Raw genomic sequence first — 26,726 nt, 5'->3', positions numbered from 1 at the left:
TTCGGCGGTCGAAACCTCAATTCGTGATGATCGTCTTCACGTTCACGAATTCCTTCATGCCGAAGCCGCCATGCTCGCGGCCATAGCCTGAATCCTTCACACCGCCGAAGGGCATGTTCGGGGTGGCCACGTTGAAGCCGTTGATGAAGACCATCCCGGTGTCGAAATGCGACCGGGCGAGGTTCACGGCATAATCCTCATCCTGCGAGAAGATGCCGCCGCCCAGTCCGAAGCGGCTGTCGTTGGCGATGTGCATCGCCTCCACGTCGTCCTTGGCGCGGATGACGCTGGCGACGGGGCCGAAGAGTTCCTCGTCATAGGCGGGCTGGCCCGGCTTCACGTCGGTCAGAACCGTGGCGGGGTAGTAATACCCTGTGCGATCTGGGATCTCGCCGCCGCATTCGATGGTCGCCCCCCTGTCGACCGACTTGGTCACCTGCTCGTGCAACGTGTCACGCAAATCGCCGCGCGCCATCGGGCCGAGTTTGGTGGATTTTTCGCGCGGATCGCCCATTTTCAGCGCCGACATCGCCTCGACATAGGCCTTCACGAAAGCGTCGTAGTTCTTCTCGGTCACGATGAACCGCTTTGCGTTCACGCAGGTCTGGCCGTTGTTGTAGATGCGCCCGATGACGCAGGTCTTCACGGCAAGGTCCAGATCGGCGTCGTCCAGCACGAGGTAGGCGTCGTTGGAGCCAAGCTCGAGCACGGTTTTCTTGATCGCGCTGCCCGCGATCGCCGCGACCTTGGCGCCCGAGGCGGCCGACCCGGTCAGCGTCACGCCGCGCACGCGGTGGTTTTTGACGATATCGTCCGACGTGTCGTGGTCGATGACCAGCACGGTGAACAGGTGTTCCGGCAGGCCGGCCGCCTCGAAGACGTCGCGCAGGAACAGGCCCGATCCGGTGCAGTTCGACGCGTGTTTCAGAAGCACGCCGTTCCCGGCCATGAGATTCGCGATGGCGTAGCGCACCGCCTGATAGGCGGGGAAGTTCCACGGCTGGATGCCGTAGATCACGCCCTGCGGCTGGTAGGTGATGACACCGCGCTCGCCATTAGCGACCTCGCGCACCTCGTCGGCCAGCTCCTCGGGCCCCTGTTCGGCGGTCCAGTCGCAGATCGCGGCGCATAGCTCGATCTCGGTGTGACCGTCTTCAAGCCGCTTGCCGGTTTCGTCGGTCATGAGCGACGCGAAGTCGTCCGCGCGGTCGCGCAGCGTGGCGCCGATCTTCGAGATGATCTCGGCACGGCTCTCCTTGCTCGTCTCGCGCCAGTGGAGGAACGCCTCGTGGCAGCGTTCGACGGCGGCCAGCGCCTCCTCCCGCTCCATGATCGGATAGTCTTTCAGGGGTTGCTCGGTGGCCGGGTCGACCGTGGTGATATAGCCGGATTTGGCAGCGTCTTTCATGGGCGTGGTCCTTTCGGGTTGCCTTGGACCTGCCAACGGAAAAAGGCCGCGCCCTGTTCCGGGTCGCGGCCTTCACGTGTTCCTGAGCGGGTCGGGTCAGGCGACCTGTTGCAGCGCCACCTTGGGCGTCACGCCCAGCGCGTGAACGATGTCGCGCGTGATGTCGGTCTTGTTCAGCGTGTAGAAGTGCAGGTCTTCGACGCCTTCTTCCATCAACTCGGTGCAAAGCTCGGTCGTCAGCGAAATCGACAGAAGCCGCTCGCGCCCGTCGCGCTCGGCGCGCAGGAAGGCATCGTCGAGGTAACCCGGCACCGGCGTGCCGCAGCTTTTCGCGAAGTTCTTGACCCCGGTCCACGACTGGATCGGCAAGATGCCCGGAATGATCGGGGCGTCGATCCCGGCTGCCGCGCATTTGTCGCGGAACCGAAGAAAGGTTTCGGCCTCGAAGAAGAACTGGGTGATCGCGCTGGTCGCGCCCGCGTCGATCTTACGCTTGAGCCAATCGACGTCCGCGGTGTCCGAAGCGGCCTCGGGGTGCGGGTCGGGGTAGGCGCCGACGCGGATCTTCATGTCGCCGCGCGCCGCGATGGCTTCGATCAGTTCGACCGAGTTCGCGAAGCCGTCAGGATGCGGGACAAAGCCGTTCGATCCCTTGGGCGGGTCGCCGCGCAGCGCGACGATCTCGGACACGCCGACACGGGCGTAGTTGTCGATGATCTCCATCGTCTCGTCGCGGGTCGCGTTCACGCAGGTCAGGTGCGCCGCGACGTTCAGGCCGTAATTCTTGTGGATCGTCGCGACGACATCGTGGGTCAGTTCGCGCGTCGTGCCCCCGGCGCCATAGGTCACCGACACGAAAGACGGGTCGAGCGGCGCGAGGTCACGCACGGTATCGGACAGGCGAAAGGTCGATTCGATGTTCTTCGGCGGGAAGAATTCGAACGAGATGCGGGGCGCTTTCATGGCGATAGATTCCTCTTGGTGTTGAGGTGAACCTAGGGCCTTGGCCTTCGTGAGACAAATTCATAATATTCAGAAAGAATATGAGGATCGCTCACAATGTATCTCGAATTCCGTCACCTGCGCACCATCCGGGCCATTCACGAGGCCGGGGGGCTGGCCCGTGCCGCCGACATGCTGAACATCACGCAGTCCGCTTTGTCCCATCAGGTCAAGGGGTTGGAGGAGCAGGTCGGGATGGAACTGTTCCAGCGCCGGTCGAAACCGATGAAGCTGTCGCCGGCGGGCATGAAGCTGCTCCGCCTCGCCGAACGAATCCTGCCGGAGATTTCGGCGGTCGAGGAAGAGTTTCGCGCGATGCAGTCGGGCCGGTCGGGGCGTATGCACATCGCCATCGAGTGCCACGCCTGTTTCGACTGGCTCTTCCCCGTGCTCGACGGGTTCCGCAGCGCCTGGCCCGAGGTGGACGTGGACATCCGGATGCGGCTGGCCTTCGACGCGATCGAGGCGCTGAGGCGGGAAGAGGTGGATTTCGTCATCTCGTCCGATCCGGTGAGCCTGCCGGGCGTCACCTTCACGCCGCTCTTCGACTATGAGCCGATGTTCGTCTGCGCCGCGAACCATCCGCTCGCAGACCGCACGTGGATCGAGGCCGAGGATTTCGCTGAAGAGGTCGTGCTGCATTATCCGGTGGAACGCGCGAAGCTCGACATCTTCACCCAGCTTCTGACCCCTGCGCGGGTCGAGCCGAGGGGCACGCGGGGCGTGGAACTGACCGAGGTGATCCTGATGCTGGTCGCCGCCGGGCGCGGGGTGACGGTGCTGCCTGACTGGGTGCTGGGCAAATACCGCTCGAACCCGGATTACGCGGTCCGCCCGATCACCGAAGCGGGGCTGAACAAGCGGATGTATGCGGCGACGCGGGACGAGGACGTGTCAAAACCCTTTATCGCGCACATGATGCGACTGGCGCGGACCGAGCCGGTAAAACTTCAACGGGCATAGGGGCTTGGTCGCACCGGGGCGCTGCGGCTGGGCCTAAGCGGGCGCTTAGACCGGCCCGATTAAGCCCCCCGCCAATGGCTCGCCGCGGGTGATCGGCAAATCTGGAGGGGACCGGCGGGCGCTGTGCCTGTCGGGCAACCGAAAGGACTCTCACGATGAAAAAGATCACTCTCACCCTCGCCGCGCTCGCTATCGCTGTGCCTGCCGTCACCTTCGCAGCCGACGATGACGACGCGTCGATGGCGACGATGCCGGATCTCGCGGCGGGCACGATGCTCGGCACCGACGAGGCTTCGATCCGCACCGCGCTGACCGAACTGGGCTTCGACGTGCGCAAGATCGAAAAAGAGGACGGCCGTATCGAAGCCTACGTGGTCAAGGGCAAGATGACCGCCGAGGTCTATGTCGATCCGACCACCGGCGCGATCGTGCAAGGCGGCGACGATGACTGAGGTCGCCTCGACGACCTCTGGGGCGCGTGATCGGCGCGCCCCGGACGGGGTGACCAGCGTTAAGGTCTGGGACCCGGTCGTGCGCCTCACGCATTGGGGCGTGGCGGCGGCGGTTCTGGGCTGTTCCTTCCTGTTCGAGCCCGAGGGAAACGGAGCGGACCTGCACCAGCTTTTCGGCTACGTCGGTGTCGGGCTCGTCGTCCTGCGTCTCGTGTGGGGGCTCGTCGGGCCACGCCATGCGCGGTTGTCCAGCTTCCCCCCGAACCCGATGGCGGCCCTCAGGCATCTGACGGACTTGCACCGGGGGCGGCGTCACGTGCATCTTTCCCATAACCCTGCCGGGGCGCTCATGGTCTATAACCTCTGGGCCTCGGTCATTGCGATGGGAGTGACGGGATACATGATGGGGACGGTCGCCTTTTTCGGTATCGACTGGGTCGAGGAAGCGCATGAGGTGATCTATGGCTGGATCATGGTTTCCGTGGTGCTTCACCTCGCGGGTATCGTGCTCGATACCGTGTTGACCCGCGTGCCGCTGGTGCCTGCGATGATAACGGGCCGAAAGCGCGTGCCGACGGATCGCCTCGGATGACGGCGGTGGCCGTCAGCGATCGCGCCAGAACGGGGCGGCGGGCAGCGTTGCTGTCTGCCGTCATCGTCGTCCAGACGCTCTGCGCGATCTTCTTTCTGGGCGACGTGATCGGCGACCTTGTCGGCGACGGACAATTCGAAGGGCCGCACAAATGGGTCGAGATCGTCGCGGGCCTCGCCATGGTCGGTGGGGTCGCCTTCCTGATCTTCGAATTGCGGCGGGTGATGAACCGCGTCGCCATTCTCGAGAACGCGACACGGGCCGCGCAGGGCGAAATGGCCGATGTGATCGAAGCCTTTTTCGACGAGTGGAACCTGACGGCGAGCGAGCGGGACGTGGCGCTGCTGATGCTCAAGGGCATCGAGAACGACGAGATCGCGCGCATTCGCGGCACGGCCTCGGGCACCGTGCGCGCTCAGGGCGCGGCGGTGTTTCGCAAGGCAGGGGTTGACGGGCGGCCGCAGCTCTTTTCGATCTTCATGGAAGAGTTGCTGGCGGGCGAGTGACCGTTACGTCGCCGGGTGCAGTAGCCGCCACCAGATGAGGGCGGCGAGGGCGGCGAGCAGTCCCACGGATATGGCGGCGCTGATCCATTGCGATCGGGCGGCCACCTTTTTCTCATAAAACGTGCGCGGCGTGATGCCCCGGCTTGCCATGACCGCCTGAGCGGCAAGGTTCACGCAGACCACGTTCACGGCGAGAAGCGTTGCGGCGCCCACGGCAAGGGTGGGCTGGCCGAAGCCCACGAACAGCCCGATGGCCGCGGTGGGCGGCAAAAGGGCGACGGCGACCATGACCCCGACGAGGGCCGAGGACAGGCCGGACACCAGCGAAAGCGCAGCAGCGGCACCGGAGGCCAGCGCGATGGCCATACCGTCGAAGCCCACCTCGGATCGGCTCATCAATTCCTTCGCGGCGAGGTCCGGGGGCCAGATCAGCCCGATGGCGAGGCTGAGCGCCAGCACGATCGCGACGCCGACGAGGTTGGTCATCAGCGCCTTGCCCATCAGCTTTCCGTCGCCAAGCGCGATGCCCACGGCAAGGGCGAGGTTGGGGCCGAGCAGGGGGGCGATCACCATCGCGCCCACGACCACGGCCACGTTGTCGGCCAGCATCCCAAAGGCGGCCACGATTGTCGAAAGCACGACGAAGGTGATGTAATTCCGGTCGGCACGAGCATTGCGCCAGACGCTGTCGTAAATCTCTTCGCGCGTGCGGCCCGTCGAGGCGAATTCGCGCCGTTCCTTCGGCTCTTCCTTTTCGTCCTCTTCCTCGACACGCGGGATCGTCGCTTCGATGGGCAGCAGGGTGATGCGCCAGTCGTCTTCGTTCTCCGGGCCGAACACCGCCTGCATCCGGTCGAGCAGGGTCTGGCGGTCGTCGTCATCGGCGAGGATCAGAAGAACGGGGTCGCCGGGCGGATCGGTCGCCTCCAGCACGCGCAGGTCGATGACGCCCACGTCGCGGATCGCCCGCACGAGGTAGGTCAGCGTGGATTTCGGTGCGGTGACGAGGATCTGGCGCGTGGTCATGGGGCGACAGTAGCCATGCCCCGGCCACTGTCCACCTTCCGCGTGGCGTCAGGCCCGCGAGACCTCGCTGATCCCGAACCGCTTCCGGTCTTCTTCGGTCAGTTGTTCCACCAAGGGGCCGATCTCGTCGTCGATGTAATAGGTCCTGGGTTCGTCCGTGAAGGCGGCGTCTTCGAGCGGCGCATCGCACAGGATGTCGAAAACGCGGGTCTCGACCATGACGGTGCCCCCGATCTTGAACGTGACCTCGATCTGAAACGTCTTGTCTTTTCCCTTGAACCGGCACGGCTCCTTGAAGGTGAGCGTGTCGCGCCGTTTCATCGGGGGCGGCGGGGGTTTGCGCTCTATCTCGCCGATGGGGATACAGCCCTTGCCGCACTGTGGCACGGCGGCGTTGCGCGCGGTCAGTTTGCGATTGATCTGGGCCAGAAGCTCGGCGGCCATCGTCTCCCGCGTCTTGGACGTTTCGATGACGAGCCGTTTGGCTTCGATGGACGGTGGCACGATCGGAACGTACCGCTCATCCAGCACCAGATCGCCAACCACTTTCTGTCTGTAATGTACTTTCGGTGTGCGGCAGTCATTGGCCATTTTCAAATCCCCCATTCTCCAAAGAATGAGCGAAGGATAACACGGAAATGGCTTGTTCGCCTATTTTGGCCCCGGCGCGCCCCTTGGCATCGCGCCCGCCCGCGCGTATAGCGCCCTCTGAACCAAGGAGCCCCGGACATGCAAGGCAGCGCCAATCTCAACGTCATGATCAAGGCCGCGCGCAAGGCGGGTCGGTCGCTGGTCAAGGATTTCCGCGAAGTCGAGAACCTTCAGGTTTCGATGAAGGGCGCGGGCGACTTTGTGAGCCGTGCGGATATCGCCGCCGAAGAGATCATCAAGAACGAGTTGATGGAAGCGCGCCCGAACTACGGCTGGCTCGGCGAAGAGGGCGGCGGCGAAGAGGGCAAGGACCCGACCCGGCGCTGGATCGTCGATCCGCTCGACGGGACCACGAACTTCCTCCACGGCCTGCCGCACTGGGCGGTGTCCATCGCGCTCGAGCACAAGGGCGAGGTCGTCGCGGGCGTCGTGTTCGACGCCGCGAAGGACGAGATGTTCTTTGCCGAGAAGGGCAACGGCGCATGGCTCAACGACCAGCAGCGTCTGCGGGTGTCGAGCCGTCACAAGATGATCGAGTCGATCTTCGCGACCGGCGTGCCCTTCGGCGGGCGGGGCGATCTGCCCCAGACCTTGCAGGACCTCGCGCGCCTGATGCCGACCTGCGCCGGTGTGCGGCGCTGGGGGTCGGCGGCGCTCGACCTCGCGTATGTGGCGGCGGGGCGCTACGACGGGTTCTGGGAACGGCGCCTGAACGCATGGGACATGGCGGCGGGCCTTGTCATCCTGCGCGAAGCGGGCGGTCTGGTCGAACCCATCGACCCCGAGGGCGACATCCTGTCGGGCGGTGACGTGATCGGCGCGAACGAAGCGATCTTCGACAGTTTCGCCAAGATCATCCGGGACTGACCGGCCTAAAACGTCCGTTTTACCACGTCTAAGGCATCACAACGGCACAATTGCGCCGCGTTTTGACGCCATCCTGTCTCGAAGCAATTCGAAGGGGATGTGTTGCAATGCGTATCGCAAGAAGGCTGCTGCGGCCTTTTTTGAAGGAAGAGGACGGGGCTGTCACCGTCGATTGGGTCGCACTGACCGCCGCGATCCTGATGCTTGGCCTGTTCGCGGGCTTTTCCGTCACCAGCTCGGTTCCGACGCTCGCCAACAAGCTGAGCGAATTCGTCTCTGGTCGGTCGGTCGGGCCGGAATAAGAACCGGGCCTGACCCCTGCCTATCGCCGGCGGCGGACCGCTGGCACGCTCGATGACGAGAAGCGGTATTGCGCGTCGGGATGCGGCGGGTGCCCATGCGTGCGGCGCCAGAACTCCGGCCCGCCTTCGCGCAGCCATTTGGGCAGCACCCAGACGAACCCCACGATGAACCCGCCGACATGGGCCATATAGGCCACCCCGTCGCCCGGCATCGTCGCGCCGTTGAAAAGCTGGAGCGCGAACCACAGCCCGAGCATGATCCACGCGGGCATCGGGAAGATCTTGAAGAAGACGATGAAGATGAAGAGCACGTCGACCCGCGCCTTGGGAAACAGGAGCAGGTAGCCGCCCATCACCCCGGCGATGGCGCCCGATGCGCCGACCATCGGGATGCCCGAGGACGGATCGGGCAGGATCTGGAACATCGCCGCCCCCACGCCGCTGGCGAGGTAGAAGACCAGAAAGCCGAAATGGCCCAGCTCATCCTCGAGGTTGTCGCCGAAGATCCACAGAAACAGCATGTTGCCCGCAATGTGCCAGAAGCCCGAATGCAGGAACTGCGAGGTGATGAGCGTTTCCAGCCCGTTGCCCGACGTGATCCGCTCCGGCACGACGCCCCAGGTCCAGAACGCCTCGCCCAGTGCCCGGTCGTCGAGGCCGAGTTGGCCCAGAAAGACGACCACGTTGATCGCCACGAGGATGTAGGTGACGAAAGGCGTGCGTTCGGACGGGTTGTGATCGCGGATCGGAAACATGGGTGCAGATGGCCCCATGCGCGCGGGGGCGTCAAGCGGCTCGCGCGTGCGTGACTTGACGGGAACGCCCGTGCGGCGGACGGTTGCACATGCGGTTTCTCGTTCCCTTCCTCGTGGCGACGCCGATCTGGGCCGATACCTGCCCCGAAGGCCCCGATACCGGCGACGCGCTGGCGGCCCTGATCGCGGAAGGGCAGGCCGCCCAGACTTATATGGTCGCCCGCGACGCGCTGCGCGATATGTGGTCGCTTTGGCAGGCCCCGCCGGACAAATGGTCGGGCGAGTTGCTGGATGTCGGCCTCGAACGGATGCGCGTGGCCGATTACGAAGGCGCGCAGAAGGCGTTCGACGCGCTGGTCGAATACTGCCCGACATGGGCCGAGGCGTGGAACCAGCGGGCATTCGTCTATTTCCGGCAGGAAGATTACGCCGCCTCGCTTGAAAACATCGAGCGGGCGCTGGAGATCGCACCGCGCCATATCCCCGCGTTGTCCGGCAAGGGTGTGACGCTTCTCAAGCTGGGGCGCGAGGACGAAGGGTATGATGCGCTGAGGGCGGCCGTCGATCTTCACCCCTGGTTGCCGGAACGCGGCCTGATCCCCGAGCTTTACGGCGCACCGCGTTAGGGCGCGAGAATCATTGCCCCGACCCCCCATGTCGGGTTTTCGTAATCGCCACCACGAAGGGGAGGCGGCGATGGACAGCACGGCACCGGCATCGGATGGGATCGAGGGCGTCCGCCTGAACGACAGCCCCGGCTGGCATTACCTGCTGCATGAATTCGAAGCGCTCTATCGCCACGGCTCGGCGGGCGGGTCCAAGGCGATCCGCAGCCACCGCCGCAAGGTGCGTGAAACGCTGTCGTCTGTGGTGGATGGCAACCCTCTGGTTCATCCCCGCCCGCCCGAGACCAAGCCGGTGACGGCGCATCTGCACCGGGCCTTCGACCTTGGCGCACGCACGCCGATGTTCGGCCTGAGCCGCGCGTTGGAGCGGATTTCGCCGCTGCTCACGTGGGAATACGGCTATGCGAAGGTGCCGCCGCACCTCGCCCGGAAATACGCTTATTGCGAGGTGCTGGGGCCGCGCGGCCCCGTCGTGACCGAGCGGATCACGCTGGGTTTCGTCCTGTTCGCGCCGCGCACAACCTATCCCCAGCACAGCCACCACGACATCGAGGAAAGCTATATCTCCATCGCCGGTGCGTGGTCGGAAAACCAGCTTGCGGTCTATGCCCCCGGTTCGCTGATCCTGAACAGGCCGGGCGAGGAGCATCGGATCACCACGGGCGACGACGACCCCTGTCTTCTGGCCTATGCCTGGGTCGGGCCGACCGACCGGCTGACGGACCCCGGCATGAAGTTCTCGAAAGCCCGCAAACGCGCCGAACAGGGCATCTGACGGCCTTTCCTCGCCCGCGCGGCTGGGCTACGGTCCGCGTCGCTGGCCCGCGTGGTGGAATGGTAGACACTGGGGACTTAAAATCCCTTGGCCTGAGTGCCGTGCCGGTTCGAGTCCGGCCGCGGGTACCAGCGATATCAAAGGTTTGCTTCCATTCCGCTCGTCGCGGCGCCGCCAAAGGGGCGGCATTTGACATCCGCGCGCTTGGTCACCACCTTCGGCGCATGTGCAATGATCGACTGCCCCCACGCGCCGCGGCCACCCTGCCGGTCGGTGCGCCCCCACTGTCCGACGAGACGACCATGCGGGGGGTGCGATAATGGAAGCGCGCACGATCGCCCTCATCTTCATCTCGCCCTTCGTCGTGGCCTTCATCTATGCCGGTATCCACGAATTCCTGCGTTACAAGTCCGAGGGCCGCACGAATTACGGCCTCGTCTACGACGAAGAGACGGGCACGACCCATGTGACCGGGATCGCCGAGGACGAAGAGCCTTACGACCCCGAGGATTTCGACCCGAGCGACTACAACGACCCCGAGGTCGGCGCGGGACCCGAGGATCGCAAGACCTAACCGATGTCCTCGTGACCGACGGTCGCGTGATGCCCCGCCCTTTTGCGCCGCATCTGCGCGAAGGTGGAAAGCGCCACGATCAAAAGCGCGGCCAACCCGGCCGTCAGCGCGATGGGACGGGTCAGGAACACGCCGAAATCACCGTCGCTCAGCAGCAGCGTCCGCCGCAGGTTCTCTTCGATCGGGGCGCCGAGGATCAGGCCAAGGATCAGCGGGACCACATCGAACTTCAACAGGATCAACGCGAAACCGGCGAGGCCGAAGACCAGCGTCATCCAGAGGTCGAAGGTGGAGTTGCCCACGCTCATCACACCGATGCAGGTGAAAAGCACGATGCCCGGAAACATGAGCGGATAGGGGATTTGCAGGAGCCGCACCCAAATCCCGATCAGCGGGATGTTCAGGGCGACGAGGATGACCATGCCGATCCAGAAGCTGACGATGAGCCCCCAGAACAGTTCCGGGTGGCTGGTCATCACCATCGGGCCGGGCTGAATGCCCTGAAGCATGAGGGCCGCGAGCAGCAGCGCCATGACCGCATCGCCGGGGATGCCCAGCGTGAGCGACGGGATGAAGGCGGTGCCGATCCCCGCGTTGTTGCAGGCCTCGGGGGCGGCCAGCCCCTCGACCGCGCCGGTGCCGAATTTCTCGGGCGTCTTCGAGACGCGCTTCTCGACCGCATAGGCGATGAAGGTGGCCATGCCGCCGCTGGTGCCGGGAAGCGCGCCGAACGCCGCCCCCAGCCCCGAGCCGCGCAGCATCGCGGGCCATGAGGCGCGCCATTCGGCACGGGACGGCAATTGATCGCGCAGGCGAAGGCGTTGCTTGACCGGCGAGACGGCGGACTTACCAATGCTCGACATGACTTCGGTCAACGCGAACAGGCCCATCGCCACGGGGATCAGGCCGACGCCGTTCGACAGTTCGGTCATCCCGAAGGTGAAGCGTTGCAGCCCGGTGTTCACGTCGGTCCCGACCGTGGCCAGCAACAGGCCCAGCACCACCATCGCGAACCCCTTGAGCGGCGAGCCGCGCCCGACGCTGGCGGCGGCCACGAGGCCCAGAACCATGAGCATGAAATACTCCGCCGGGCCGAATTTCAGTGCGAAGGCCGACAGGGCCGGGGCGAAGAGCATCAACAGGATGATGCCGACGGACGACCCCCAGGCGGAGGCGATGCATTTGATGAACAGCGCGACACCGCCGCGCCCCTGTTTGGCCATCGGGTATCCGTCGAGCACATCGACGGCGGCCGCCGGATGCCCCGGCACGCCGATCAGGATCGAACATGTCCCGCCCCCGAAGTCCGCGCCGAAATACACGCCCGCCAGCATGATGAGCGCACCGTCCACCGGCAGGTAGTAGGTGAACGGCAGAAGGAGCGAGATCGTGATGAGCGCGCCCAGCCCGGGCAACACGCCCACGAGCGTTCCAAGCAGCACGCCGATGAAGCAATACCACAGGTTCGTCAGCGTGAATGCCTCGCTGAACCCGAGCAGGAGATGATCGAAGAACATGGTGATCTTTCCGGTGCGTCAGAACGCGAAGGCGCGTAGCGGCATCCCGAGGGCGACGATGAAGACGAGCCAACTGATGGCGGCAAGGCCACCCGCGAGAAGGACGAGTGTCAAAGGTTTGGTGCGCGGATCGGCGAACCCCGCCGTCAGCACCAGCAGGAAGGCGGCAGGCACCATGCCGAGCGGGCGGATCGTCAGCGCGAAAAGCGCGACCGACAGGGTGACGAGCGCCACGGCGCGCACATTGACGCGCGGCACCGCCGCTTGGTCGAGCGATTTGCCGAGGGCTGCCGCGGCTACACCCAGCCCGCACAGCGCAAGGCAGATACCGAGCACGACGGGAAAGAAGCCCGGCCCCATGTTCGCGGGCGTTCCGATGTGTTGCGAGGTGAGCGCCTTGAGCGCCGCCCCGCCGCCCAAGAGGGCAAGCAGGGTGCCGCCCGTCAGTTCACGGGCCCGTTCGACGGTCACGGTCATGCCGATGTCTCCTCCCCTTCCTTGGCGCTGGTGGCGAGCCAGCGCGTGACCCGCGCCATCGCCTGACCCGCCGCATCGAACCGATACTTGGTGAAGCCGTGCGGCATCTCGGCGAACACGTCCAGCGTGACCGGGCATCCGGCACCTACGGCGCGTTCGGATGCGCTCAGGGCTTCGCTGAACAGCCCCTCGCTCGCGCCCACGATAACATGGATCGGTGGCAGGTCGTCGAACCTTCCGAACACCGGCGAGGCCCGCCAGTCGGCCCGGTCCGCGTCGCCCATGTAAAGCGCGATCATGTCGTTGCCCATCTCGCGCGTCGCGATGTCCTTGCCTGCGTTGAAGTCCCAGCTTTCGCCGGACAGGGTGAGGTCGACGAAGGGGCTGATGCAGCTGATCGCGAAGGGCATGGGCCTGCCTTGGTCCCTGAGCGTCATCGCGGTGGACAGGACGAGCCCGCCGCCCGCGGATTCCCCGACCAGCGCGAACCGCCTGCCTTCGGCCCCCAATGCGGATGCCACCGCGACCGCGTCTTCGACGGCGGCCGGGAAGGGGTTTTCGGGTGCCTGTCGGTACGCGGTCGCAAAGACGCGGCACCCGGACCCCAGCGCGATCTCGGCCGCATTCGCCCGGCCAAGGTCGAGGCTGCCGCGAATGTAGCCGCCCCCGTGAAAGAACACGAGCACGTCGTCCGAGGCGTCGGGGCCGGAAATCCATTCGCCTTCCACGCCACCCAGCGCGCCGGGTTCGACGGCGACGCCCGCCGGAACGGGCCGGAAGAACGGGTTCTGCACCATCTTGGCGGTGGCCGCGCGCAGGGCCGCGATGTCGCCGCTCGCCCGGTAGCTCTGCGCGAACTTCACGTCTTCGAGCATCTTGCGCACGACCTCGATATCCCCGTTGGTGACGGGGATATCGGTCCTGATGACTTTGGCGCTCATTGCGCGAGGCTCACGCCGAGGCTTTCGATCAGGTCGGCTGCGGCCGGGGATTCGTCCGCGATGAAGCTCGTGAATTCCTCAGGTGTGCTCAGGACGGCCTCGTAGCCGTTCGGCACGACGATTTCGGCTTCGAAGGCGGGGTCCGAGATGACCTCGGCAAAGGCCTCGTAGATCGCCATCTTGATTTCGGACGGCGTGCCGCCCGGCACCGCGATCCCGGCGATCGAGTAGATTTCCAGCTCTGGAAAGCCGACCTCGGCAAAGGTCGGGACGTCCGGCAGCGCCGCTTGACGCTCGGCCCCGTTCATCGCGAGCATCCGCAGCTTGCCGCCTTCGCCGAACCGGGTGGCGAGCACGGTGCTGGCCACGGTCGCGTCGATCTGACCGCCGAGCATGTCCTGAAGCATCTGGCCGCCGTTGGAATAGGGCACGTGTTTCATCTCGATCCCGGCGGCGGTGTTAAACTTCTCCATCCCGAGGTGCATGATGTGTCCCACCCCGAACGATCCGAAGGTGCCGGTGCTTTCCTTCATCTGCGCGATGAACTCGTCCGCCGTCTGGGCCTCGATGGACCCGCGCACCAGAAGGCCGAACTGGACGTTGAACAACTGGCTGACGGGTTCGAGGTCGGTGGCCGGATCGTAGGGGAGCGACGTGTAGAGCGCCGGGTTGTTCAGGAAAGTCGATTCGGTGCCCGCGAAAATCGTGTAGCCGTCCGGTGCGGCCTGCGCGACGGTGTTGGCCGAGATGACCTCGTTCGCGCCGGGGCGGGTGTCGACGACCACGGGCTGGCCCCATTTTTCCTGAAGTTTCTCTGCCGCGGCGCGCATGACAGCGTCGAAGGCGAAGCCTGGATAGGCGTGAATGATGGTCACGGGCTTGGACGGGTAGTCCAGCGCGAAAGCGGCGGGGGCGATCAGCGTCGCGGCGACGGCGGCGCGGACGATCTGTGTGAACGTGCGTTTCATGGTGGTTCCTCCTGAGGGGCGAGCCGTCCTCCCGGTCTCGCTTCGGCCTCGGACATTAGCGGGACTCGGATGGGTCTTCTTGACATTTTGGGACAGGCGGTCAGGTGCCCGCGCGCGCCGCCGCCCGGCTGTCGCGCGGCGTCTGGCCCATCGCGTCGCGATACCACCGGCTGAAGACCGCCGGGCTTTCGAACCCGACGAGCAGCGCGATCTCGGCCATCGAGCGATCCGTGCTCACCACGTATTGCTGCGCGAACTCCCGCCGCACGTCATGGAGCAGGCCCGAGAAGGTCAGCCCCTCGCGCGACAGCCGCCGATGCAGGGTGCGCCGGTCGATGCCGAGAAGCCCGGCGATCCGGTCCGCCCGCGCCTCGCCCTGCCCAAGCGTGAGCACGATGAGCTGGCGCACGCGGTAGAGAAAGACCTCGGGCGCGCTTTGCACATCCGCGAGGATGGCGCGCGCATCCTTGTCGAAGGCCGGGGCCGCCCGTTTGAGCGACAGCGACAGGTCCGCGCGTTCCAGCACGATGGCGTTGTATTCCTGCTCGAACTCGGGAACCTGCCCGAAATGCGCCAGATAGGTCCGCTCCGGCAGCACGCGGGCATGACGAAACAGGATGCCCGCCGGGCGCCAGTCCGGCCCGAGTATCCAGCGAAACATCTCGCGCACCCCGGCCACGATCATCTCGGCGCTCTGGCGCGACAGGCGATGGTCGGTGGTCAGCAATTCGATGGCGTGGACGATGGTGTCGCCCATGTCGATGTTGGTGAGATAAAGCGCGTTCGAATGCAGGTGAAACGCCTGCGCGATGGTTTCCAGAACGTCGCCCAGCGTTTCCTTTTCCCGCAGGAAAAGCGCCACCGGGCCGAGGTCGGGCATCTGCCGGAATTCGGCAAGCCGCAGCCCGAAATCGGGCATGTCGAGCATTCGCGCGGCGGTTTCCAAAAGCGCCGTCGGCACCTCGACCGGCACACGGGTATCGCGATCCAGCGCGGATTCGAGCGGATAGCCCGCCGCCGAAAAGACCTTGGCCAGATCCTGACCGAGATGGGTCAGGAAGCGCGTGAAATCGAGAACGAGGGTGCCGCGGATATTGGCCGACATGGCGCGATCATGACGGGGCGGCGCGCCCGCGTCAAAACGCATCGGCCTGTGGCGTGACGTGGGCGGTGGCTTGGGAACGGTCCAACTCGGCAACAGTCGCGGAAAACAGCGGCGTCACGCCGGCAGGGCTCTGGCGGGCCTGCCGGGAATGCGACACTACTGACCATCGGGATGGAACCTCTGCGCGCCGGTGATCCGGCCGCGTCGTTCGAAGGAGCGCGGGTGAAATGTTGACCTATCTGCGCGGGATCGCCGTGGCGATTGCCGTGACCCTTGCCGCCGCGACGTTTCCGGGTGCGGCTCGCGCACAGTTCTCGGGCCTGTGCGATCAGGTGACGGTCGAGTATTTCAGCAAGTTCTGGCACATCAAGCCGCCCATCCTTCGCCCGCTGAACGAAGAAATGAACGCGCGGCAGATCGCCTGCGGCAACGTCTATCGCTTGTCGCCGGAGTTCGATCTGGTGGTGTCCTACGGCGGGATGGTGTTTCTCAACAGTTTCAACGCGCAGTCCTTTTCGCTGGGCGTGAATTTCGAGGTGCAGTATCGCCCCGATGTTCTTGGCAATTTCGGCCTGTATGGCGGTTTGGATGCCGGGTTCATCTACGGCTATCAGGGGTTCCTGCGCCCCGACCTTCTGATCGGTCCCCTGCGTGCCGGGGCGATCGCCAAGGCCGGGTTCCTGTATGACGTGCCAGATACGAACCTGACCGCTTTCACCGGGGTGCGCTACGTGCCCGCACGCGGGCGCAACGGCAGCGGCATTTTCGCGCCGGGGATCGGCCTGACCTACCACTTCGACTGACGCGGGCGACCCGGTCAGGGTCATCCGTCGCGGCGGGCGCGGGAGCTGCGTCAGCGTGGGCCTTTGTGGGCCGACCCCCGTGCGGTAGGGTGGGGCGAGGCAAGCCGGCTCCGGGCCTTCGCTCGGCAAGGCTGCGGCGAAGGGGAGGGGACGCGCATGAAGGATGCCCCGAAAGATGCCCGTGCGGGGGCCCACGCGGTCGCCGCGACGCTTGCGGCGGTGGCCGAGGAGTTGGACGCCTTGCCGGACCATCGCGGTGCCCGCGTCCATGTGCTCTTCGCCCACCTCTACCGCTACACGACCGCACGATGGCTGGGCGCGCTGGACGGTGCGGTCGAAGCAGAACTGGCCTACCGCGTCATCGAACGGTTCTATGATCTCTACGCTTCCGGGGTGTTGGCCTGCCGCGATGCGCCGCTTGCCGAGGTGCCGAAGCCGTGGCGGACGTACCATCGGGTCGCAAGGCGTCTTACCCTGTCCTCACCGATCTTCCTGCACCTCGTTCTGGTCTCGCTCGCCGCGCGGGCGCATATCCGGCACGACCTCGGCCCTGCGATCCACGCGGCGGTGAGCGGCTTGCCGGAGGGGCCGGATCGGGCGCGGCAGGTCGAGGCCCTGTTGCGGTCGCGCGCGTCGGGCGAGGCGTTCATCGCGGCGGCCCGCGATTTCATCGCGCATTTCGCGGATCATCCCAGCCGCTGGCGGCGCATCTGGCTGCGCCTCTATGACCGTGGGATCGTGGGGCTGCGGCCCATCTGGCTGTCCACGCTTCAAGGCTGGCGGCAGCGATCTTATGCAGAGACCACGAAAAATATTGAACCAGATCAAAGTGGCGTCGCACCATATGGCTAGGATGGCCACATGGCGAACGGGATGAACAGGGTCTTTCACACCACCGGAATCACCAAGGTCTACAGGACCGGGGAGGTGGACGTGCACGCGCTGCGTGGCGTGGATGCAGAGCTTTACACGGGCGAATTCACCGTGTTGCTCGGCGCGTCGGGGTCGGGCAAGTCGACACTTCTCAACATTCTGGGCGGCCTCGATCATGCGAGCGCCGGGCAGGCGTGGTTCCGCGATCAGGAATTGACGGCGATGAGCGAGCGGGAGCTGACGCGCTATCGCCGCGAGCATGTCGGGTTCGTCTTTCAGTTCTACAACCTCGTGCCTTCTCTGACGGCGCGTGAAAACGTGGCGCTCGTGACCGAGATCGCGAAAAACCCGATGAAACCGGAGGAGGCGTTGGAGCGGGTGGGGCTGACCCACAGGCTCGACCACTTTCCGGCGGAAATGTCGGGGGGCGAGCAGCAGCGGGTCGCGATTGCGCGCGCGATCGCCAAACGGCCCGAAGTGCTCCTGTGCGACGAACCGACCGGGGCGTTGGATTCCAACACCGGGGTTCAGGTGCTGGACGCCTTGGAAAAAATCAACGCCGAACTCGGCACCTCGACCATCGTCATCACCCATAACGCGGGCATACGGAAAATGGCGCACCGCGTCGTGCATTTCGCGGACGGCAACATCGCTCAGGTGGTGACCAACGACAGCCGTATCGCCCCGTCCGAAATCGAGTGGTGACGATGCGCGCGCTGGACAAAAAGCTCTTTCGCGACATCCGCAGGCTCTGGGCGCAGGCGCTGGCCATCGCCGCCGTGCTGTCGGTGGGGGTCATGATTATGGTCATGGCCTTCGGCACCCAGCGCAGCCTGACCGAGACGCGCGACACGTTCTACGACCGGGCGCGGTTCGCCGATATCTGGTCCTCTGCCGCGCGCGCCCCGAAAACGCTGGTCGAAGAGATCGCGGCCATTCCCGGTGTGGCCCGTGTCGAAGCCCGGATCAGCCAGTTCGCGGTGCTCGACCTGCCGGATATGTCCGACCCGGCGATGGCGCAGATCCTGTCGATCCCGGCCTCGGGCGAGCCCGTGATGAACGCGCTCATCGTCAAGGAGGGGCGGCTGCCCGGTTTTGGTCGTCGCGACGAGGTCGTGGTGAACGAAGCCTTCGCGCTGGCCCATGACTATGGTCCCGGCGACGGTTTCTCGGTCACGCTGAACGGCCAGAAGCGCGAGGTGCGGATCACCGGCGTCGTCCTCAGCCCCGAGTTCATCTACACCATCGGCCCCGGCTCGATCATGCCCGACGACGAACGCTTCGGCATCCTGTGGATGGCCGAGGACGTGATCGCGGCGGCCTTCAACCTGTCGGGTGCCTTCAACTCCGTGACGCTGTCGGTCACCCGCGGCACCGATCTGGAACCGGTCCGGGACGACCTCGAAGCCCTGCTGAAACCCTATGGCGGCACCGGGTCTTATGCCCGCGATCAGCAGGTCTCGAACGCGTTTCTGGACGGCGAGTTGGAGCAGCTCGACGTCATGGCGCGGATCGTGCCGCCGATCTTCCTCGTGGTGAGCGCGTTCCTCGTGAACATGGTGCTGGGCCGGCTCATCCAGTTGGAGCGCGAACAGATCGGGCTATTGAAGGCGCTGGGTTATTCCACCGGCGAGATCGCGGCGCATTACCTGAAACTGTCTCTGGGGATCGGGGCCATCGGCGTCGTCATCGGCTGGCTGATGGGGCTGGCCGCGTCACAGGCGATGGCGTCGGTCTATGTCGAATACTTCCACTTCCCCTATCTGGTCTTCGTGCAACGCCCGAGCGTCTACGTGATCGGGGCCGCCGCCGGCCTTCTGGCCGCGCTCGTCGGCGCGATGATGGCGGTGCGCCGCGTCGTGGGCCTGTCGCCCGCCGTGGCCATGTCGCCGCCCGCGCCCACGCGGTTCCGCCGGGGCCTGTTCGACCGGCTCATTCAGGTCATGCGTCCGCAGCAGCCGACCATGATGATCCTGCGCGCCATCGGGCGCTGGCCGCTCAGGGCCGCACTGACCAGTCTGGGGATCTCGATCTCGGCGGCGATCATCGTCGCGGGTCTTTTCATGTTCGATAGTTTCGACGAATTGCTCGACGTGGCCTTCGTGCAGGCCAACCGTCAGGACGCGATCCTCGAATTCGCCATCGAACGCCCCGAGGCGGTGCTGGACGCGGTCGAGAATCTGCCCGGCGTGATGCGGGCCGAGGGCAGCCTGTCGATCCCCGTGCGTCTGCACCACGGCCACCTGACCCGCACCATCGGGATCGAGGCCGCGCGGCCTGGCAACGACCTTGTGCGCGTCTTCGACGGCGACGACCGGGTCGAGGTGGCGCCGGAGCACGGGCTGGTGCTGGCCAAACGTCTGGCCGATCATCTGGACGCCGACATCGGCGACATCCTCGAGGTCGAGTTCCTGCAAGAAGGCGACACCCGCTACCGCGTGCCCATAACCGGCACCGTGGCGCAGTTCTTCGGCCTCTCCGCCTACATGGATATGGAGACCGCGAGCGGGATACTCGGGCACATGCCGCGTCTGAGCCTCGCCAATGTCGAGATCGACGACGCGCGGCGCGAGGAATTGTTCGAGGCGGTCAAGGCCAGCCCCGCGATCTCGGGCATCACCTATATGTCCGAGGTGCGGCGCGGCTTCGATGAAACCATCGCGGAAAGCGCGGGGATCACGCTGACGGTCTATACTTTCATGGCCGCACTCATCGCCATTGGCGTGGTCTACAACTCGGCCCGTATCCAACTGTCGGAACGCGCCCGCGAACTGGCGAGCCTGCGCATCCTCGGCTTCACCAAGGGCGAGGTAAGCTACATCCTTCTGGGCGAATTGTTCATCCTCACGCTGGTCGCGATCCCCGTGGGCCTCGTCATGGGCTACGGCATGGCGGCGGGCATGGTCGAAAGCTTCAAATCCGACCTCTATGCCCTGCCGCTTATCGTGACCGATACAACCTACTGGCGCGCCGCGGGCGTGGTGGCGGGGGCCACCATCGTCTCGGCCCTGATCGTGCGGCGGCGGATCGACCGCATGGACCTTGTCGCCGTGATGAAAACAAGGGAGTGACCCCATGAAACTGAGAACCATCGTAATCGGCGCCGTGGCCGTGGCGGCCATCGGAGGTGCGGTCTGGGTGTCGATGCAGCCTGAGATCGTTCCGGTCGACATGGCCGAGGTGACGGCGGGCCCGATGGAAGTCACGGTGAACGCCGACGGCACCACGCGCGTGCGCGACGTGTTCGAAGTGGCGGCCCCCGTATCGGGCACCGTCGGGCGCTCGCCGGTCAAGGTCGGCGACACGGTCATCAAGGGCGAAACGGTCATCGCGCGGATCGAACCGGGCGAGCCCGCGTTCCTCGACGAACGCGCGCGCAAGCAGGCCGAAGCGGCGGTGGCACAGGCCGAAGCGGCGCTCGCGCTGGCGAAGACCCAGATCACCGTGGCCGAGGCCGATCTGAACAACGCGCAGCGTCAGCTCAACCGCGCCTTCGACCTGCACGAACGCGGAACCACGTCGGATGCGGCGCTGGAAACGGCCGAAACCGCCGTCGACATCGCCTCGGCGCAGCTCGACAGCGCCCATGCCACGGCGGACATGCGGATGAGCGAGGTGGCGGCGGCGCGCGCCGTTCTCACCCAGCCCGGCGAGCGCACGCTCGACGAAGAAGAGGCCTGTTGCGTCGATATCCGGGCACCCGTGTCGGGCAAGGTGCTGTCGGTCACCTCGACCTCGGCCCGGCCTGTGACGGCGGGAACCACGCTCCTGACCATCGGGCCGACCGACGATCTGGAAATCGTCGTGGAACTCCTGTCGACCGACGCGGTGCGCCTCGCTGCGGGCGCGCCCGCCCATATCGAACGCTGGGGCGGGGATACGGCGCTCGACGCCGTCGTGCGCGAGATCGAGCCTGCGGCCTTCACCAAGGTCTCGGCGCTGGGCATCGAAGAGCAGCGCGTGCGCGTCGTTCTGGACTTCGCGGACGGCGTGGACGTGCCGCCGCTCGGCCATAACTTCCGGGTCTACGCCCGGATCGTGGAATGGTCCGCCGAGGATGCCCTGCGGCTCCCGATTTCGGCGCTGTTTCGCGACGGGGCCGACTGGGCGGTCTTCGTGGTCCGGGATGGCACGGCCCGCCTGACCCCCATCGACATCGGTCAACGCAACTCGGACGAGGCCGAGGTTCTTTCGGGGCTCGAGGCGGGCGACAAGGTCATCACCCACCCCTCCGACCGTGTCGCGCAGGGCACGCTGGTCGAGGCGCGCGCGGCAGGCAACTGACCCCGGTCCACCTCTTCTCTGTTTCGAAAATACTTCAGGGGGTCAGGGGGACTGGTCCCCCTGCCGCGCTGACCTGCCGCAAGGCAGGGCGGCGCAAGACCTGTGCGGGCGCAAGCCCGCTCCGATCGGGAACGCGGCCTATGGGCAAGACCCACGCTGCTGTGGCAGGGTCGCGCCATGACCCGTCTCGACACCGCCCGCGATATCCTCGCCACGCTCATTGCCTTTCCGACCGTCTCGTCGGACAGCAATCTCGACATGATTCACTGGATGGCGGACTACCTCGAACGCCATTTCGCGCGGGTTGAGGTGCTGACGAATGCCGACGGCACCAAGGCCAACCTTTTCGCCACCATCGGGCCGGAGGGCGACGGGGGCATCGTCCTGTCAGGCCATTCCGACGTGGTGCCGGTGGCGGAGCAAGACTGGTCCTCGGACCCGTTCGAGATGCGCGAGGCGGACGGCCTGCTTTTCGGGCGTGGCACCTGCGACATGAAGGGGTTCATCGCCTGCGCGCTCGCAATGGCGCCCTACTACGCGGCGCGCGATCTCGACCGTCCGATCCATTTCGCCTTCACCCATGACGAAGAGGTGGGCTGTCTCGGCGCCGCCGATCTGATCGCCGCGCTGGAGGCGCGGGGGGTGAAGCCGGCCATGGCGATCATCGGCGAGCCGACCGAAATGCGGATCATCGAGGGGCACAAGGGCTGCTGCGAATACACCACGCGCTTCACCGGACTCGAAGGCCACGGGTCCGACCCGGATCAGGGGGTGAACGCGGCCGAATACGCGGTGCGCTATGTCTCGCGCCTTTTGGAAATCCGCGAAGAGCTCAAGACCCGTGCGCCCGAGGGCAGCGCGTTCGAGCCGCCCTGGACCACGCTCAACATCGGCGGCGTTCATGGGGGCGTCGCCCACAACGTTATCGTCGGCAAGGCCGAGGTGGAGTGGGAATTCCGCCCCGTTGTGAACGAGGACATGGATTTCGTGAAATCCGAGATCGAGGCATACGCCCGCGACGTGCTGCTCCCGGCCATGCAGAAGGTCGAGCCGCGCGCGCGTATCCAGACCGAGGTGATCGGCGAAGTCGCGGGGTTCGAACCGATGGAGCGCAATGCCGCGCGCGATCTGGTCATGAAGCTCACCGGCGCGAACACCGCCGGGCTCGTGCCCTTCGCGACCGAGGCGGGGCTGTTTCAATCGCTGGGCTGCGATGTCGTGGTCTGCGGCCCCGGGTCCATCGCGCAGGCGCACAAGCCCAACGAATTCGTCGCACTGGACCAGTTGACCGCCTGTCTGGACCTGCTCGACCGTCTGATTTGAGGATTCCGTTAACCAATTTGGCGGACAGTGGACCTAATGGGGGAGGAACGTCGTTCGGATAGGCCATGTCCCGGATCGTTTGTGTCTTGATCGCCCTTGTTTTTGCCGTGCCGGCCCTGTCGCAGTCACGGGAAGACGGGCCTGCGGTCGAAATCTGCACCATGAACCCTGTGGGGCATGGGGTGCCGGACGGCCTCGACTATGCGTCAGACCGGTTTCGATCCCCGGACAGATGGACCCTGTGCCCGGACTGCCCGGCACCCACGGACGAGGGCGTTCAACCCCTTGCCCCTGCCGACGGTGCGATGGCGGTTCTTTTCAGACCGGGCGGAGCGCCCTTGGCGCCCTTCGCCCGTCCGGTCGAGTGGGACTGCCAAAGCTACGATCTGGGCGTGGTCCCGTTCATCGCGCCGCATCCTTCGGCGGACGCCGAATGGACGCTCGAGGAAAGCCGCCGCAGGCTCGAAGCGCGGTATTGCCCCTATGACACCGAGGACGGAAAGCTGTGCCTGTCTTTCGTCTGCACGCCGGAGGAAGAACAGTGGATGCTTCTGGCCGAAGGATCGGTCGAGGGGCTCGACGTCACCGAGGCGCTCGAACTGGAACTCGACGTTCGGGTCGATGGGGCCCTGGCCGGGTATCTGACCGTGTCGGCGCGCGCCGGGTTCGAGAACGCGTTTTTCGCCGTCTACGTGCGGCAGCTCGACGACGAGCTTCTCGGCGCGCTTCGCAGGGGGCAGGCCGGGACGTTCCGGGTTCGGGCCATGAAGCAGGAGCGCGAGCTGGGCATGACGCTGGATGGCTCGTCGCGGGCCTTGGGCGCGGTTCTCGGCAATTGCGGCGATCTTCAGCGACTGGCGACGCCCGACACCGCGCCGGACCGCTTCGTGCTGTTGAACGGCCCCTCGACCGAGGCGGCGATGGACGCGGCCCGACAGGCGCTGGACGACCGGATCGGTCGGCTGCTCGCGCTGGAGGGCGCACCGGACCCGGACGTGCGCCGCGCGGTCGCCGTCCAGTTGCCGGACGGGTGGCGGTTCGTGGATGCGCTGGTCGGTCCTTCGCCGGAATTGGGATTCTCGAACTTCGCGCGATACTTCCTCGTCAAACCGCCGAACCGCGATTGGGTCGTCTTCGATCCGGTCGAGAACCCGCCCCGCATCTACATCGACAGAAAGCGCCCGATCGGGGCCTGGCCCAACCTGCTTCTGACCACGGCGGAGCGGGATATCACGATCTATGAGCGGTGGTATTGGGACGGCTCGAATTACCTCTACCGCGAAACGATCCCACAGTAGCCACGCGGCCCCCGGTGCGGATGCGACATGGCCGATGTCGCGGACTGACCTAGCGTCACCTTGCGGTCCGGCCTGAGTCTCACGGGAAATTCATGTCGATTCCGTGCGCATCGCGGGCCGCCACCGCAACAATGCACAAGCCTAGGGCAAGGCATAAGAAACTTCGTGTCGCTTTCGGTATCAATAGGTTCGTGTCTGAGCAAACGCTCATTTAATGCCCAAAAGCCTGTTGAAATCCCGAGGTCAATCGTGTTGGCTTTGATCAAAACCAAAAACAAATGAAATCCGACAGGGATGTAAGGGGGTCTTTTGGCCAGCCAAGAGGGAAACGACGGTTTCGTCGTATTTGATCGCGTTCAGAAATCCTATGACGGCGAAACGCTCGTCGTGAAGGATCTGAACCTGTCCATTGGGAAGGGCGAGTTCCTGACCATGCTGGGGCCCTCGGGGTCTGGCAAAACCACCTGCCTGATGATGCTCGCGGGGTTCGAGACGGCGACGCACGGGGACATCCTCCTCGGCGGTCAGCCGATCAACAACATCCCGCCGCACAAACGCGGGATCGGGATGGTGTTCCAGAACTACGCGCTGTTTCCGCATATGTCGGTGGGCGAGAACCTGTCGTTCCCGCTGGAAGTGCGCAAGATCGGCAAGTCCGACCGCGAGGAAAAGGTCAAACGCGCGCTGGACATGGTTCAGATGGGCGATTTCATCAACCGCCGCCCGGCCCAGCTTTCGGGCGGTCAGCAGCAGCGGATCGCACTGGCCCGCGCGCTGGTGTTCGAGCCCGAGCTGGTGCTCATGGACGAACCGCTCGGCGCGCTCGACAAGCAACTGCGTGAGCACATGCAGTTCGAGATCACGCGGCTGGCCCACGACCTTGGCATCACCACGGTCTACGTGACCCACGACCAGACCGAGGCGCTGACCATGTCGGACCGCGTCGCCGTGTTCGACGATGGCCGCATCCAGCAGCTCGATCCGCCCGACGTTCTGTATGAAGAACCGAAGAACAGCTTCGTCGCGCAGTTCATCGGCGAGAACAACACGCTTGAAGGTGTCGTCAAGGAAATCACGGGCGATACCTGTGTCATCCAACTGGACGACGGCGAAGTGATCGACGCCAAGCCCGTGAACGTGTCCGAGGTCGGCCAGCGCACGCAGGTGTCGATCCGCCCCGAGCGCGTCGAATACAACAGCGAGCGTCTTCAGAAAGGCGCCCATACGCTCAAGGCCGAAGTGCTCGAGTTCATCTACATGGGCGATATTTTCCGCACGCGGCTGAGGGTCGCGGGCAACGAGGATTTCATCATCAAGACGCGCAACGCGCCCGATCAGGTCAAGCTGAAGCCGGGCGAGCAGATCGAAATCGGCTGGTTGCCGGAAGACTGCCGCGCGCTCGATTGATACCGAGACACCCCTGCGCCGCTCGGGCGCGGGTGGGATGGAGGGCGGGCTCGCCCGGCTCTGCCTCTCCGGAAACCCAAAAAGGGCGAATGACTGGGAGTAACTCTATGCAACTCAAGACCCTCCTTCTGGGCTCTGCCGTGGCAAGCATCGGCGGTATGGCCGCCGCTCAGGACATGACGTTCGTGTCCTGGGGTGGTGCCTATCAGGCGAGCCAGCAAAAGGCCTATGTCGAGCCTTACCTGGCCGACCATCCCGATATGTCGATCACCTGGGACGAAAGCTCGGCCGAAGCCGTGGCCAAACTGCGCGCCATGAACGAAGCCGGTAACATCACCTGGGATCTGGTCGACGTCGTGGCCGCGGACGCCATCCGCCTGTGCGACGAAGGCCTCGCCATGGAAATCGACTTCGACGAGATGCTCGCCGAAGGTGACGACGGCACCTCGGCCGAGGACGACTTCGGCGATCTTCTGGTGTCGGACTGCTTCATCCCGCAGATCGTCTATTCGACGACCGCGGCCTACCGCCCCGACCTTCTGCCCGAAGGCGCGCCCGCGCCGGAGTCGATCTGTGCGATGTTCGACACCGAGACCTATCCGGGCAAGCGCGCGCTCGAGCAGCGCCCGATCAACAACATGGAGTGGGCCCTGCTCTGTGACGGTGTCGCCAAGGAAGACATCTACGACGTTCTCGAGACCGAGGAAGGTCAGGATCAGGCGTTCGCCAAGCTCGACACCATCAAGGACGACATCATCTGGTGGTCGGCCGCTGCCGAGCCGCCGCAGCTTCTCGCCGACGGCGAGATCGTGATGGGTTCGTCCTACAACGGCCGCTGGTTCTCGGCGATCGAAGAGCAGGATCAGCCCTTCGAAATGCTCTGGGACGCGCAGGTGTTCGACCTTGACGGCTGGATCATCCCGGCCGGTCTGCCGGAAGAGCGTCTCGAGCCGGTGCTGGACTTCGTGCGCTTCGCGACCGACACCCAGCGTCTTGCCGATCAGGCCGCCTACATCTCCTACGGTCCGGCCCGTCAGTCGTCGGCGCCGCTCGTGGGCGATCACGCCGAGCTGGGTATTCCGATGGGGCCGCACATGCCGACCGCACCGGAGAACTCGCAGAACGTGTTCGTCTACAACTACACCTGGTGGGCTGATTACCGCGACGACCTGGACGCCAAGTTCCAGGCCTGGCTCGCCCAGTAATCTCACCTGACACCATCGGGGAGGGG

General features: G+C 65.3%; 28 protein-coding genes and 1 tRNA gene. 19 read left to right on the top strand and 10 right to left on the bottom strand.

Features of this window, described 5'->3' with window-relative positions; genetic code table 11:
- Positions 1-16 precede the first annotated feature (16 nt).
- Entirely contained in the window at positions 17-1,408 is a 1,392-nt protein-coding gene (locus RB2654_RS08220; RefSeq protein ID WP_008330393.1) for an NAD-dependent succinate-semialdehyde dehydrogenase, read from the bottom strand.
- Between the two features lie 96 nt (positions 1,409-1,504).
- The gene (gene metF / locus RB2654_RS08215) at positions 1,505-2,371 is read right to left on the bottom strand and encodes a methylenetetrahydrofolate reductase [NAD(P)H] (RefSeq protein WP_008330386.1); all 867 of its coding nucleotides are present in this window, start codon (positions 2,369-2,371) and stop codon (positions 1,505-1,507) included.
- Between the two features lie 96 nt (positions 2,372-2,467).
- Here metF and RB2654_RS08210 point away from each other — a divergent pair, with 96 nt between their 5' ends.
- The 4 genes from RB2654_RS08210 to RB2654_RS08195 all read left to right on the top strand — a co-directional run bounded on the left by RB2654_RS08210 (position 2,468) and on the right by RB2654_RS08195 (position 4,923).
- Entirely contained in the window at positions 2,468-3,373 is a 906-nt protein-coding gene (locus RB2654_RS08210; protein WP_008330385.1) for a LysR family transcriptional regulator, read from the top strand.
- Positions 3,374-3,528: 155 nt separating this feature from the next.
- On the top strand, positions 3,529-3,825 hold the full coding sequence (locus RB2654_RS08205) for a PepSY domain-containing protein (RefSeq protein WP_008330384.1): 297 nt from the start codon (positions 3,529-3,531) through the stop codon (positions 3,823-3,825).
- Complete coding sequence (locus tag RB2654_RS08200) at positions 3,818-4,417, top strand: cytochrome b/b6 domain-containing protein (RefSeq protein WP_008330383.1); 600 nt, start codon at positions 3,818-3,820, stop codon at positions 4,415-4,417. Before RB2654_RS08205 ends, RB2654_RS08200 begins: the two co-directional genes overlap by 8 nt.
- Before the next feature lie 47 nt (positions 4,418-4,464).
- A complete protein-coding gene (locus RB2654_RS08195) occupies positions 4,465-4,923 on the top strand; it encodes a helix-turn-helix transcriptional regulator (protein ID WP_246146518.1) in 459 nt (152 codons plus the stop codon).
- Between the two features lie 3 nt (positions 4,924-4,926).
- On the opposite strand, the gene RB2654_RS08190 is transcribed toward RB2654_RS08195, so the two are convergent.
- Entirely contained in the window at positions 4,927-5,949 is a 1,023-nt protein-coding gene (locus RB2654_RS08190; protein WP_008330381.1) for a TIGR00341 family protein, read from the bottom strand.
- A gap of 48 nt (positions 5,950-5,997) precedes the next feature.
- Positions 5,998-6,540, bottom strand: coding sequence for a hypothetical protein (locus RB2654_RS08185; protein WP_148912473.1), 543 nt, complete (start codon positions 6,538-6,540; stop codon positions 5,998-6,000).
- 138 nt (positions 6,541-6,678) lie between these two features.
- On the opposite strand from RB2654_RS08185, the gene RB2654_RS08180 reads away from it, so the two are divergent.
- Together RB2654_RS08180 and RB2654_RS08175 are read left to right on the top strand one after the other, a co-directional pair.
- A complete protein-coding gene (locus tag RB2654_RS08180; RefSeq protein ID WP_008330379.1) occupies positions 6,679-7,467 on the top strand; it encodes an inositol monophosphatase family protein in 789 nt (262 codons plus the stop codon).
- Positions 7,468-7,574: 107 nt separating this feature from the next.
- Positions 7,575-7,769, top strand: coding sequence for a hypothetical protein (locus tag RB2654_RS08175; protein ID WP_008330378.1), 195 nt, complete (start codon positions 7,575-7,577; stop codon positions 7,767-7,769).
- A 20-nt stretch (positions 7,770-7,789) separates the two neighbouring features.
- Here RB2654_RS08175 and RB2654_RS08170 read toward each other — a convergent pair whose 3' ends face one another.
- On the bottom strand, positions 7,790-8,524 hold the full coding sequence (locus RB2654_RS08170) for a rhomboid family intramembrane serine protease (RefSeq protein WP_008330377.1): 735 nt from the start codon (positions 8,522-8,524) through the stop codon (positions 7,790-7,792).
- Between the two features lie 89 nt (positions 8,525-8,613).
- Between RB2654_RS08170 and RB2654_RS08165 the strand changes: the two genes are divergently transcribed.
- From RB2654_RS08165 to RB2654_RS08150, 4 genes are all read left to right on the top strand, one after another.
- Positions 8,614-9,150, top strand: coding sequence for a tetratricopeptide repeat protein (locus RB2654_RS08165; protein WP_008330376.1), 537 nt, complete (start codon positions 8,614-8,616; stop codon positions 9,148-9,150).
- Between the two features lie 70 nt (positions 9,151-9,220).
- Positions 9,221-9,925, top strand: coding sequence for a dimethylsulfonioproprionate lyase family protein (locus RB2654_RS08160; protein ID WP_008330373.1), 705 nt, complete (start codon positions 9,221-9,223; stop codon positions 9,923-9,925).
- A 45-nt stretch (positions 9,926-9,970) separates the two neighbouring features.
- A tRNA-Leu gene (locus RB2654_RS08155) sits at positions 9,971-10,056 on the top strand.
- 188 nt (positions 10,057-10,244) lie between these two features.
- Positions 10,245-10,499: a hypothetical protein gene (locus RB2654_RS08150; RefSeq protein ID WP_008330371.1), complete on the top strand. Its 255-nt coding sequence runs from the start codon at positions 10,245-10,247 to the stop codon at positions 10,497-10,499.
- Here the strand turns inward: RB2654_RS08150 and RB2654_RS08145 are convergent.
- From RB2654_RS08145 to RB2654_RS08125, 5 genes are all read right to left on the bottom strand, one after another.
- Positions 10,496-12,016: a tripartite tricarboxylate transporter permease gene (locus RB2654_RS08145; protein ID WP_008330370.1), complete on the bottom strand. Its 1,521-nt coding sequence runs from the start codon at positions 12,014-12,016 to the stop codon at positions 10,496-10,498. The genes RB2654_RS08150 and RB2654_RS08145 overlap by 4 nt on opposite strands.
- 18 nt (positions 12,017-12,034) lie before the next feature.
- A complete protein-coding gene (locus RB2654_RS08140) occupies positions 12,035-12,493 on the bottom strand; it encodes a tripartite tricarboxylate transporter TctB family protein (protein WP_008330368.1) in 459 nt (152 codons plus the stop codon).
- On the bottom strand, positions 12,490-13,434 hold the full coding sequence (locus tag RB2654_RS08135; RefSeq protein WP_008330358.1) for an alpha/beta hydrolase: 945 nt from the start codon (positions 13,432-13,434) through the stop codon (positions 12,490-12,492). The genes RB2654_RS08140 and RB2654_RS08135 overlap by 4 nt, the downstream gene beginning before the upstream one ends.
- Positions 13,431-14,402 (bottom strand): Bug family tripartite tricarboxylate transporter substrate binding protein, encoded by a 972-nt coding sequence (locus RB2654_RS08130; RefSeq protein WP_008330353.1) that lies wholly within the window; start codon positions 14,400-14,402, stop codon positions 13,431-13,433. The genes RB2654_RS08135 and RB2654_RS08130 overlap by 4 nt, the downstream gene beginning before the upstream one ends.
- A 100-nt stretch (positions 14,403-14,502) precedes the next feature.
- Positions 14,503-15,507 (bottom strand): AraC family transcriptional regulator, encoded by a 1,005-nt coding sequence (locus RB2654_RS08125; protein ID WP_008330352.1) that lies wholly within the window; start codon positions 15,505-15,507, stop codon positions 14,503-14,505.
- Between the two features lie 227 nt (positions 15,508-15,734).
- Between RB2654_RS08125 and RB2654_RS08120 the strand changes: the two genes are divergently transcribed.
- The 9 genes from RB2654_RS08120 (at position 15,735) to RB2654_RS08080 (ending at position 26,700) form a co-directional block, all read left to right on the top strand.
- Positions 15,735-16,310 (top strand): hypothetical protein, encoded by a 576-nt coding sequence (locus tag RB2654_RS08120; RefSeq protein WP_008330351.1) that lies wholly within the window; start codon positions 15,735-15,737, stop codon positions 16,308-16,310.
- Positions 16,311-16,466: 156 nt separating this feature from the next.
- A complete protein-coding gene (locus RB2654_RS08115; RefSeq protein ID WP_008330350.1) occupies positions 16,467-17,162 on the top strand; it encodes a DUF5995 family protein in 696 nt (231 codons plus the stop codon).
- A gap of 9 nt (positions 17,163-17,171) precedes the next feature.
- Positions 17,172-17,888 (top strand): ABC transporter ATP-binding protein, encoded by a 717-nt coding sequence (locus RB2654_RS08110; RefSeq protein WP_008330348.1) that lies wholly within the window; start codon positions 17,172-17,174, stop codon positions 17,886-17,888.
- Positions 17,889-17,890: 2 nt separating this feature from the next.
- Positions 17,891-20,254, top strand: coding sequence for an ABC transporter permease (locus RB2654_RS08105; protein ID WP_040885557.1), 2,364 nt, complete (start codon positions 17,891-17,893; stop codon positions 20,252-20,254).
- Between the two features lie 4 nt (positions 20,255-20,258).
- The gene (locus RB2654_RS08100; protein WP_008330344.1) at positions 20,259-21,467 is read left to right on the top strand and encodes an efflux RND transporter periplasmic adaptor subunit; all 1,209 of its coding nucleotides are present in this window, start codon (positions 20,259-20,261) and stop codon (positions 21,465-21,467) included.
- A gap of 177 nt (positions 21,468-21,644) precedes the next feature.
- A complete protein-coding gene (argE, locus tag RB2654_RS08095) occupies positions 21,645-22,790 on the top strand; it encodes an acetylornithine deacetylase (protein WP_008330343.1) in 1,146 nt (381 codons plus the stop codon).
- Between the two features lie 65 nt (positions 22,791-22,855).
- Entirely contained in the window at positions 22,856-24,088 is a 1,233-nt protein-coding gene (locus tag RB2654_RS08090) for a hypothetical protein (RefSeq protein WP_008330342.1), read from the top strand.
- A 309-nt stretch (positions 24,089-24,397) separates the two neighbouring features.
- Positions 24,398-25,495 carry an ABC transporter ATP-binding protein gene (locus tag RB2654_RS08085; RefSeq protein WP_008330341.1) on the top strand — a complete coding sequence of 366 codons (1,098 nt, stop codon included), beginning with the start codon at positions 24,398-24,400 and terminating at the stop codon, positions 25,493-25,495.
- Between the two features lie 107 nt (positions 25,496-25,602).
- The gene (locus RB2654_RS08080) at positions 25,603-26,700 is read left to right on the top strand and encodes an extracellular solute-binding protein (RefSeq protein ID WP_008330340.1); all 1,098 of its coding nucleotides are present in this window, start codon (positions 25,603-25,605) and stop codon (positions 26,698-26,700) included.
- Positions 26,701-26,726: the final 26 nt, after the last annotated feature.

Source organism: Maritimibacter alkaliphilus HTCC2654 (assembly GCF_000152805.1).
Lineage (GTDB): Bacteria > Pseudomonadota > Alphaproteobacteria > Rhodobacterales > Rhodobacteraceae > Maritimibacter > Maritimibacter alkaliphilus.
The sequence above is the reverse complement of the archived record's forward strand: the minus strand, read 5'-3'. Positions and strand labels throughout refer to the sequence as shown.

Coding starts and splice junctions, on each gene's coding strand:
- RB2654_RS08220 (WP_008330393.1), bottom strand. CDS start 1,408: ATGAAAGACGCTGCCAAATCCGGCTATATCACCACGGTCGACCCGGCC.
- metF (WP_008330386.1), bottom strand. CDS start 2,371: ATGAAAGCGCCCCGCATCTCGTTCGAATTCTTCCCGCCGAAGAACATC.
- RB2654_RS08210 (WP_008330385.1), top strand. CDS start 2,468: ATGTATCTCGAATTCCGTCACCTGCGCACCATCCGGGCCATTCACGAG.
- RB2654_RS08205 (WP_008330384.1), top strand. CDS start 3,529: ATGAAAAAGATCACTCTCACCCTCGCCGCGCTCGCTATCGCTGTGCCT.
- RB2654_RS08200 (WP_008330383.1), top strand. CDS start 3,818: ATGACTGAGGTCGCCTCGACGACCTCTGGGGCGCGTGATCGGCGCGCC.
- RB2654_RS08190 (WP_008330381.1), bottom strand. CDS start 5,949: ATGACCACGCGCCAGATCCTCGTCACCGCACCGAAATCCACGCTGACC.
- RB2654_RS08185 (WP_148912473.1), bottom strand. CDS start 6,540: ATGGCCAATGACTGCCGCACACCGAAAGTACATTACAGACAGAAAGTG.
- RB2654_RS08180 (WP_008330379.1), top strand. CDS start 6,679: ATGCAAGGCAGCGCCAATCTCAACGTCATGATCAAGGCCGCGCGCAAG.
- RB2654_RS08175 (WP_008330378.1), top strand. CDS start 7,575: ATGCGTATCGCAAGAAGGCTGCTGCGGCCTTTTTTGAAGGAAGAGGAC.
- RB2654_RS08170 (WP_008330377.1), bottom strand. CDS start 8,524: ATGTTTCCGATCCGCGATCACAACCCGTCCGAACGCACGCCTTTCGTC.
- RB2654_RS08165 (WP_008330376.1), top strand. CDS start 8,614: ATGCGGTTTCTCGTTCCCTTCCTCGTGGCGACGCCGATCTGGGCCGAT.
- RB2654_RS08160 (WP_008330373.1), top strand. CDS start 9,221: ATGGACAGCACGGCACCGGCATCGGATGGGATCGAGGGCGTCCGCCTG.
- RB2654_RS08150 (WP_008330371.1), top strand. CDS start 10,245: ATGGAAGCGCGCACGATCGCCCTCATCTTCATCTCGCCCTTCGTCGTG.
- RB2654_RS08145 (WP_008330370.1), bottom strand. CDS start 12,016: ATGTTCTTCGATCATCTCCTGCTCGGGTTCAGCGAGGCATTCACGCTG.
- RB2654_RS08140 (WP_008330368.1), bottom strand. CDS start 12,493: ATGACCGTGACCGTCGAACGGGCCCGTGAACTGACGGGCGGCACCCTG.
- RB2654_RS08135 (WP_008330358.1), bottom strand. CDS start 13,434: ATGAGCGCCAAAGTCATCAGGACCGATATCCCCGTCACCAACGGGGAT.
- RB2654_RS08130 (WP_008330353.1), bottom strand. CDS start 14,402: ATGAAACGCACGTTCACACAGATCGTCCGCGCCGCCGTCGCCGCGACG.
- RB2654_RS08125 (WP_008330352.1), bottom strand. CDS start 15,507: ATGTCGGCCAATATCCGCGGCACCCTCGTTCTCGATTTCACGCGCTTC.
- RB2654_RS08120 (WP_008330351.1), top strand. CDS start 15,735: ATGTTGACCTATCTGCGCGGGATCGCCGTGGCGATTGCCGTGACCCTT.
- RB2654_RS08115 (WP_008330350.1), top strand. CDS start 16,467: ATGAAGGATGCCCCGAAAGATGCCCGTGCGGGGGCCCACGCGGTCGCC.
- RB2654_RS08110 (WP_008330348.1), top strand. CDS start 17,172: ATGGCGAACGGGATGAACAGGGTCTTTCACACCACCGGAATCACCAAG.
- RB2654_RS08105 (WP_040885557.1), top strand. CDS start 17,891: ATGCGCGCGCTGGACAAAAAGCTCTTTCGCGACATCCGCAGGCTCTGG.
- RB2654_RS08100 (WP_008330344.1), top strand. CDS start 20,259: ATGAAACTGAGAACCATCGTAATCGGCGCCGTGGCCGTGGCGGCCATC.
- argE (WP_008330343.1), top strand. CDS start 21,645: ATGACCCGTCTCGACACCGCCCGCGATATCCTCGCCACGCTCATTGCC.
- RB2654_RS08090 (WP_008330342.1), top strand. CDS start 22,856: ATGTCCCGGATCGTTTGTGTCTTGATCGCCCTTGTTTTTGCCGTGCCG.
- RB2654_RS08080 (WP_008330340.1), top strand. CDS start 25,603: ATGCAACTCAAGACCCTCCTTCTGGGCTCTGCCGTGGCAAGCATCGGC.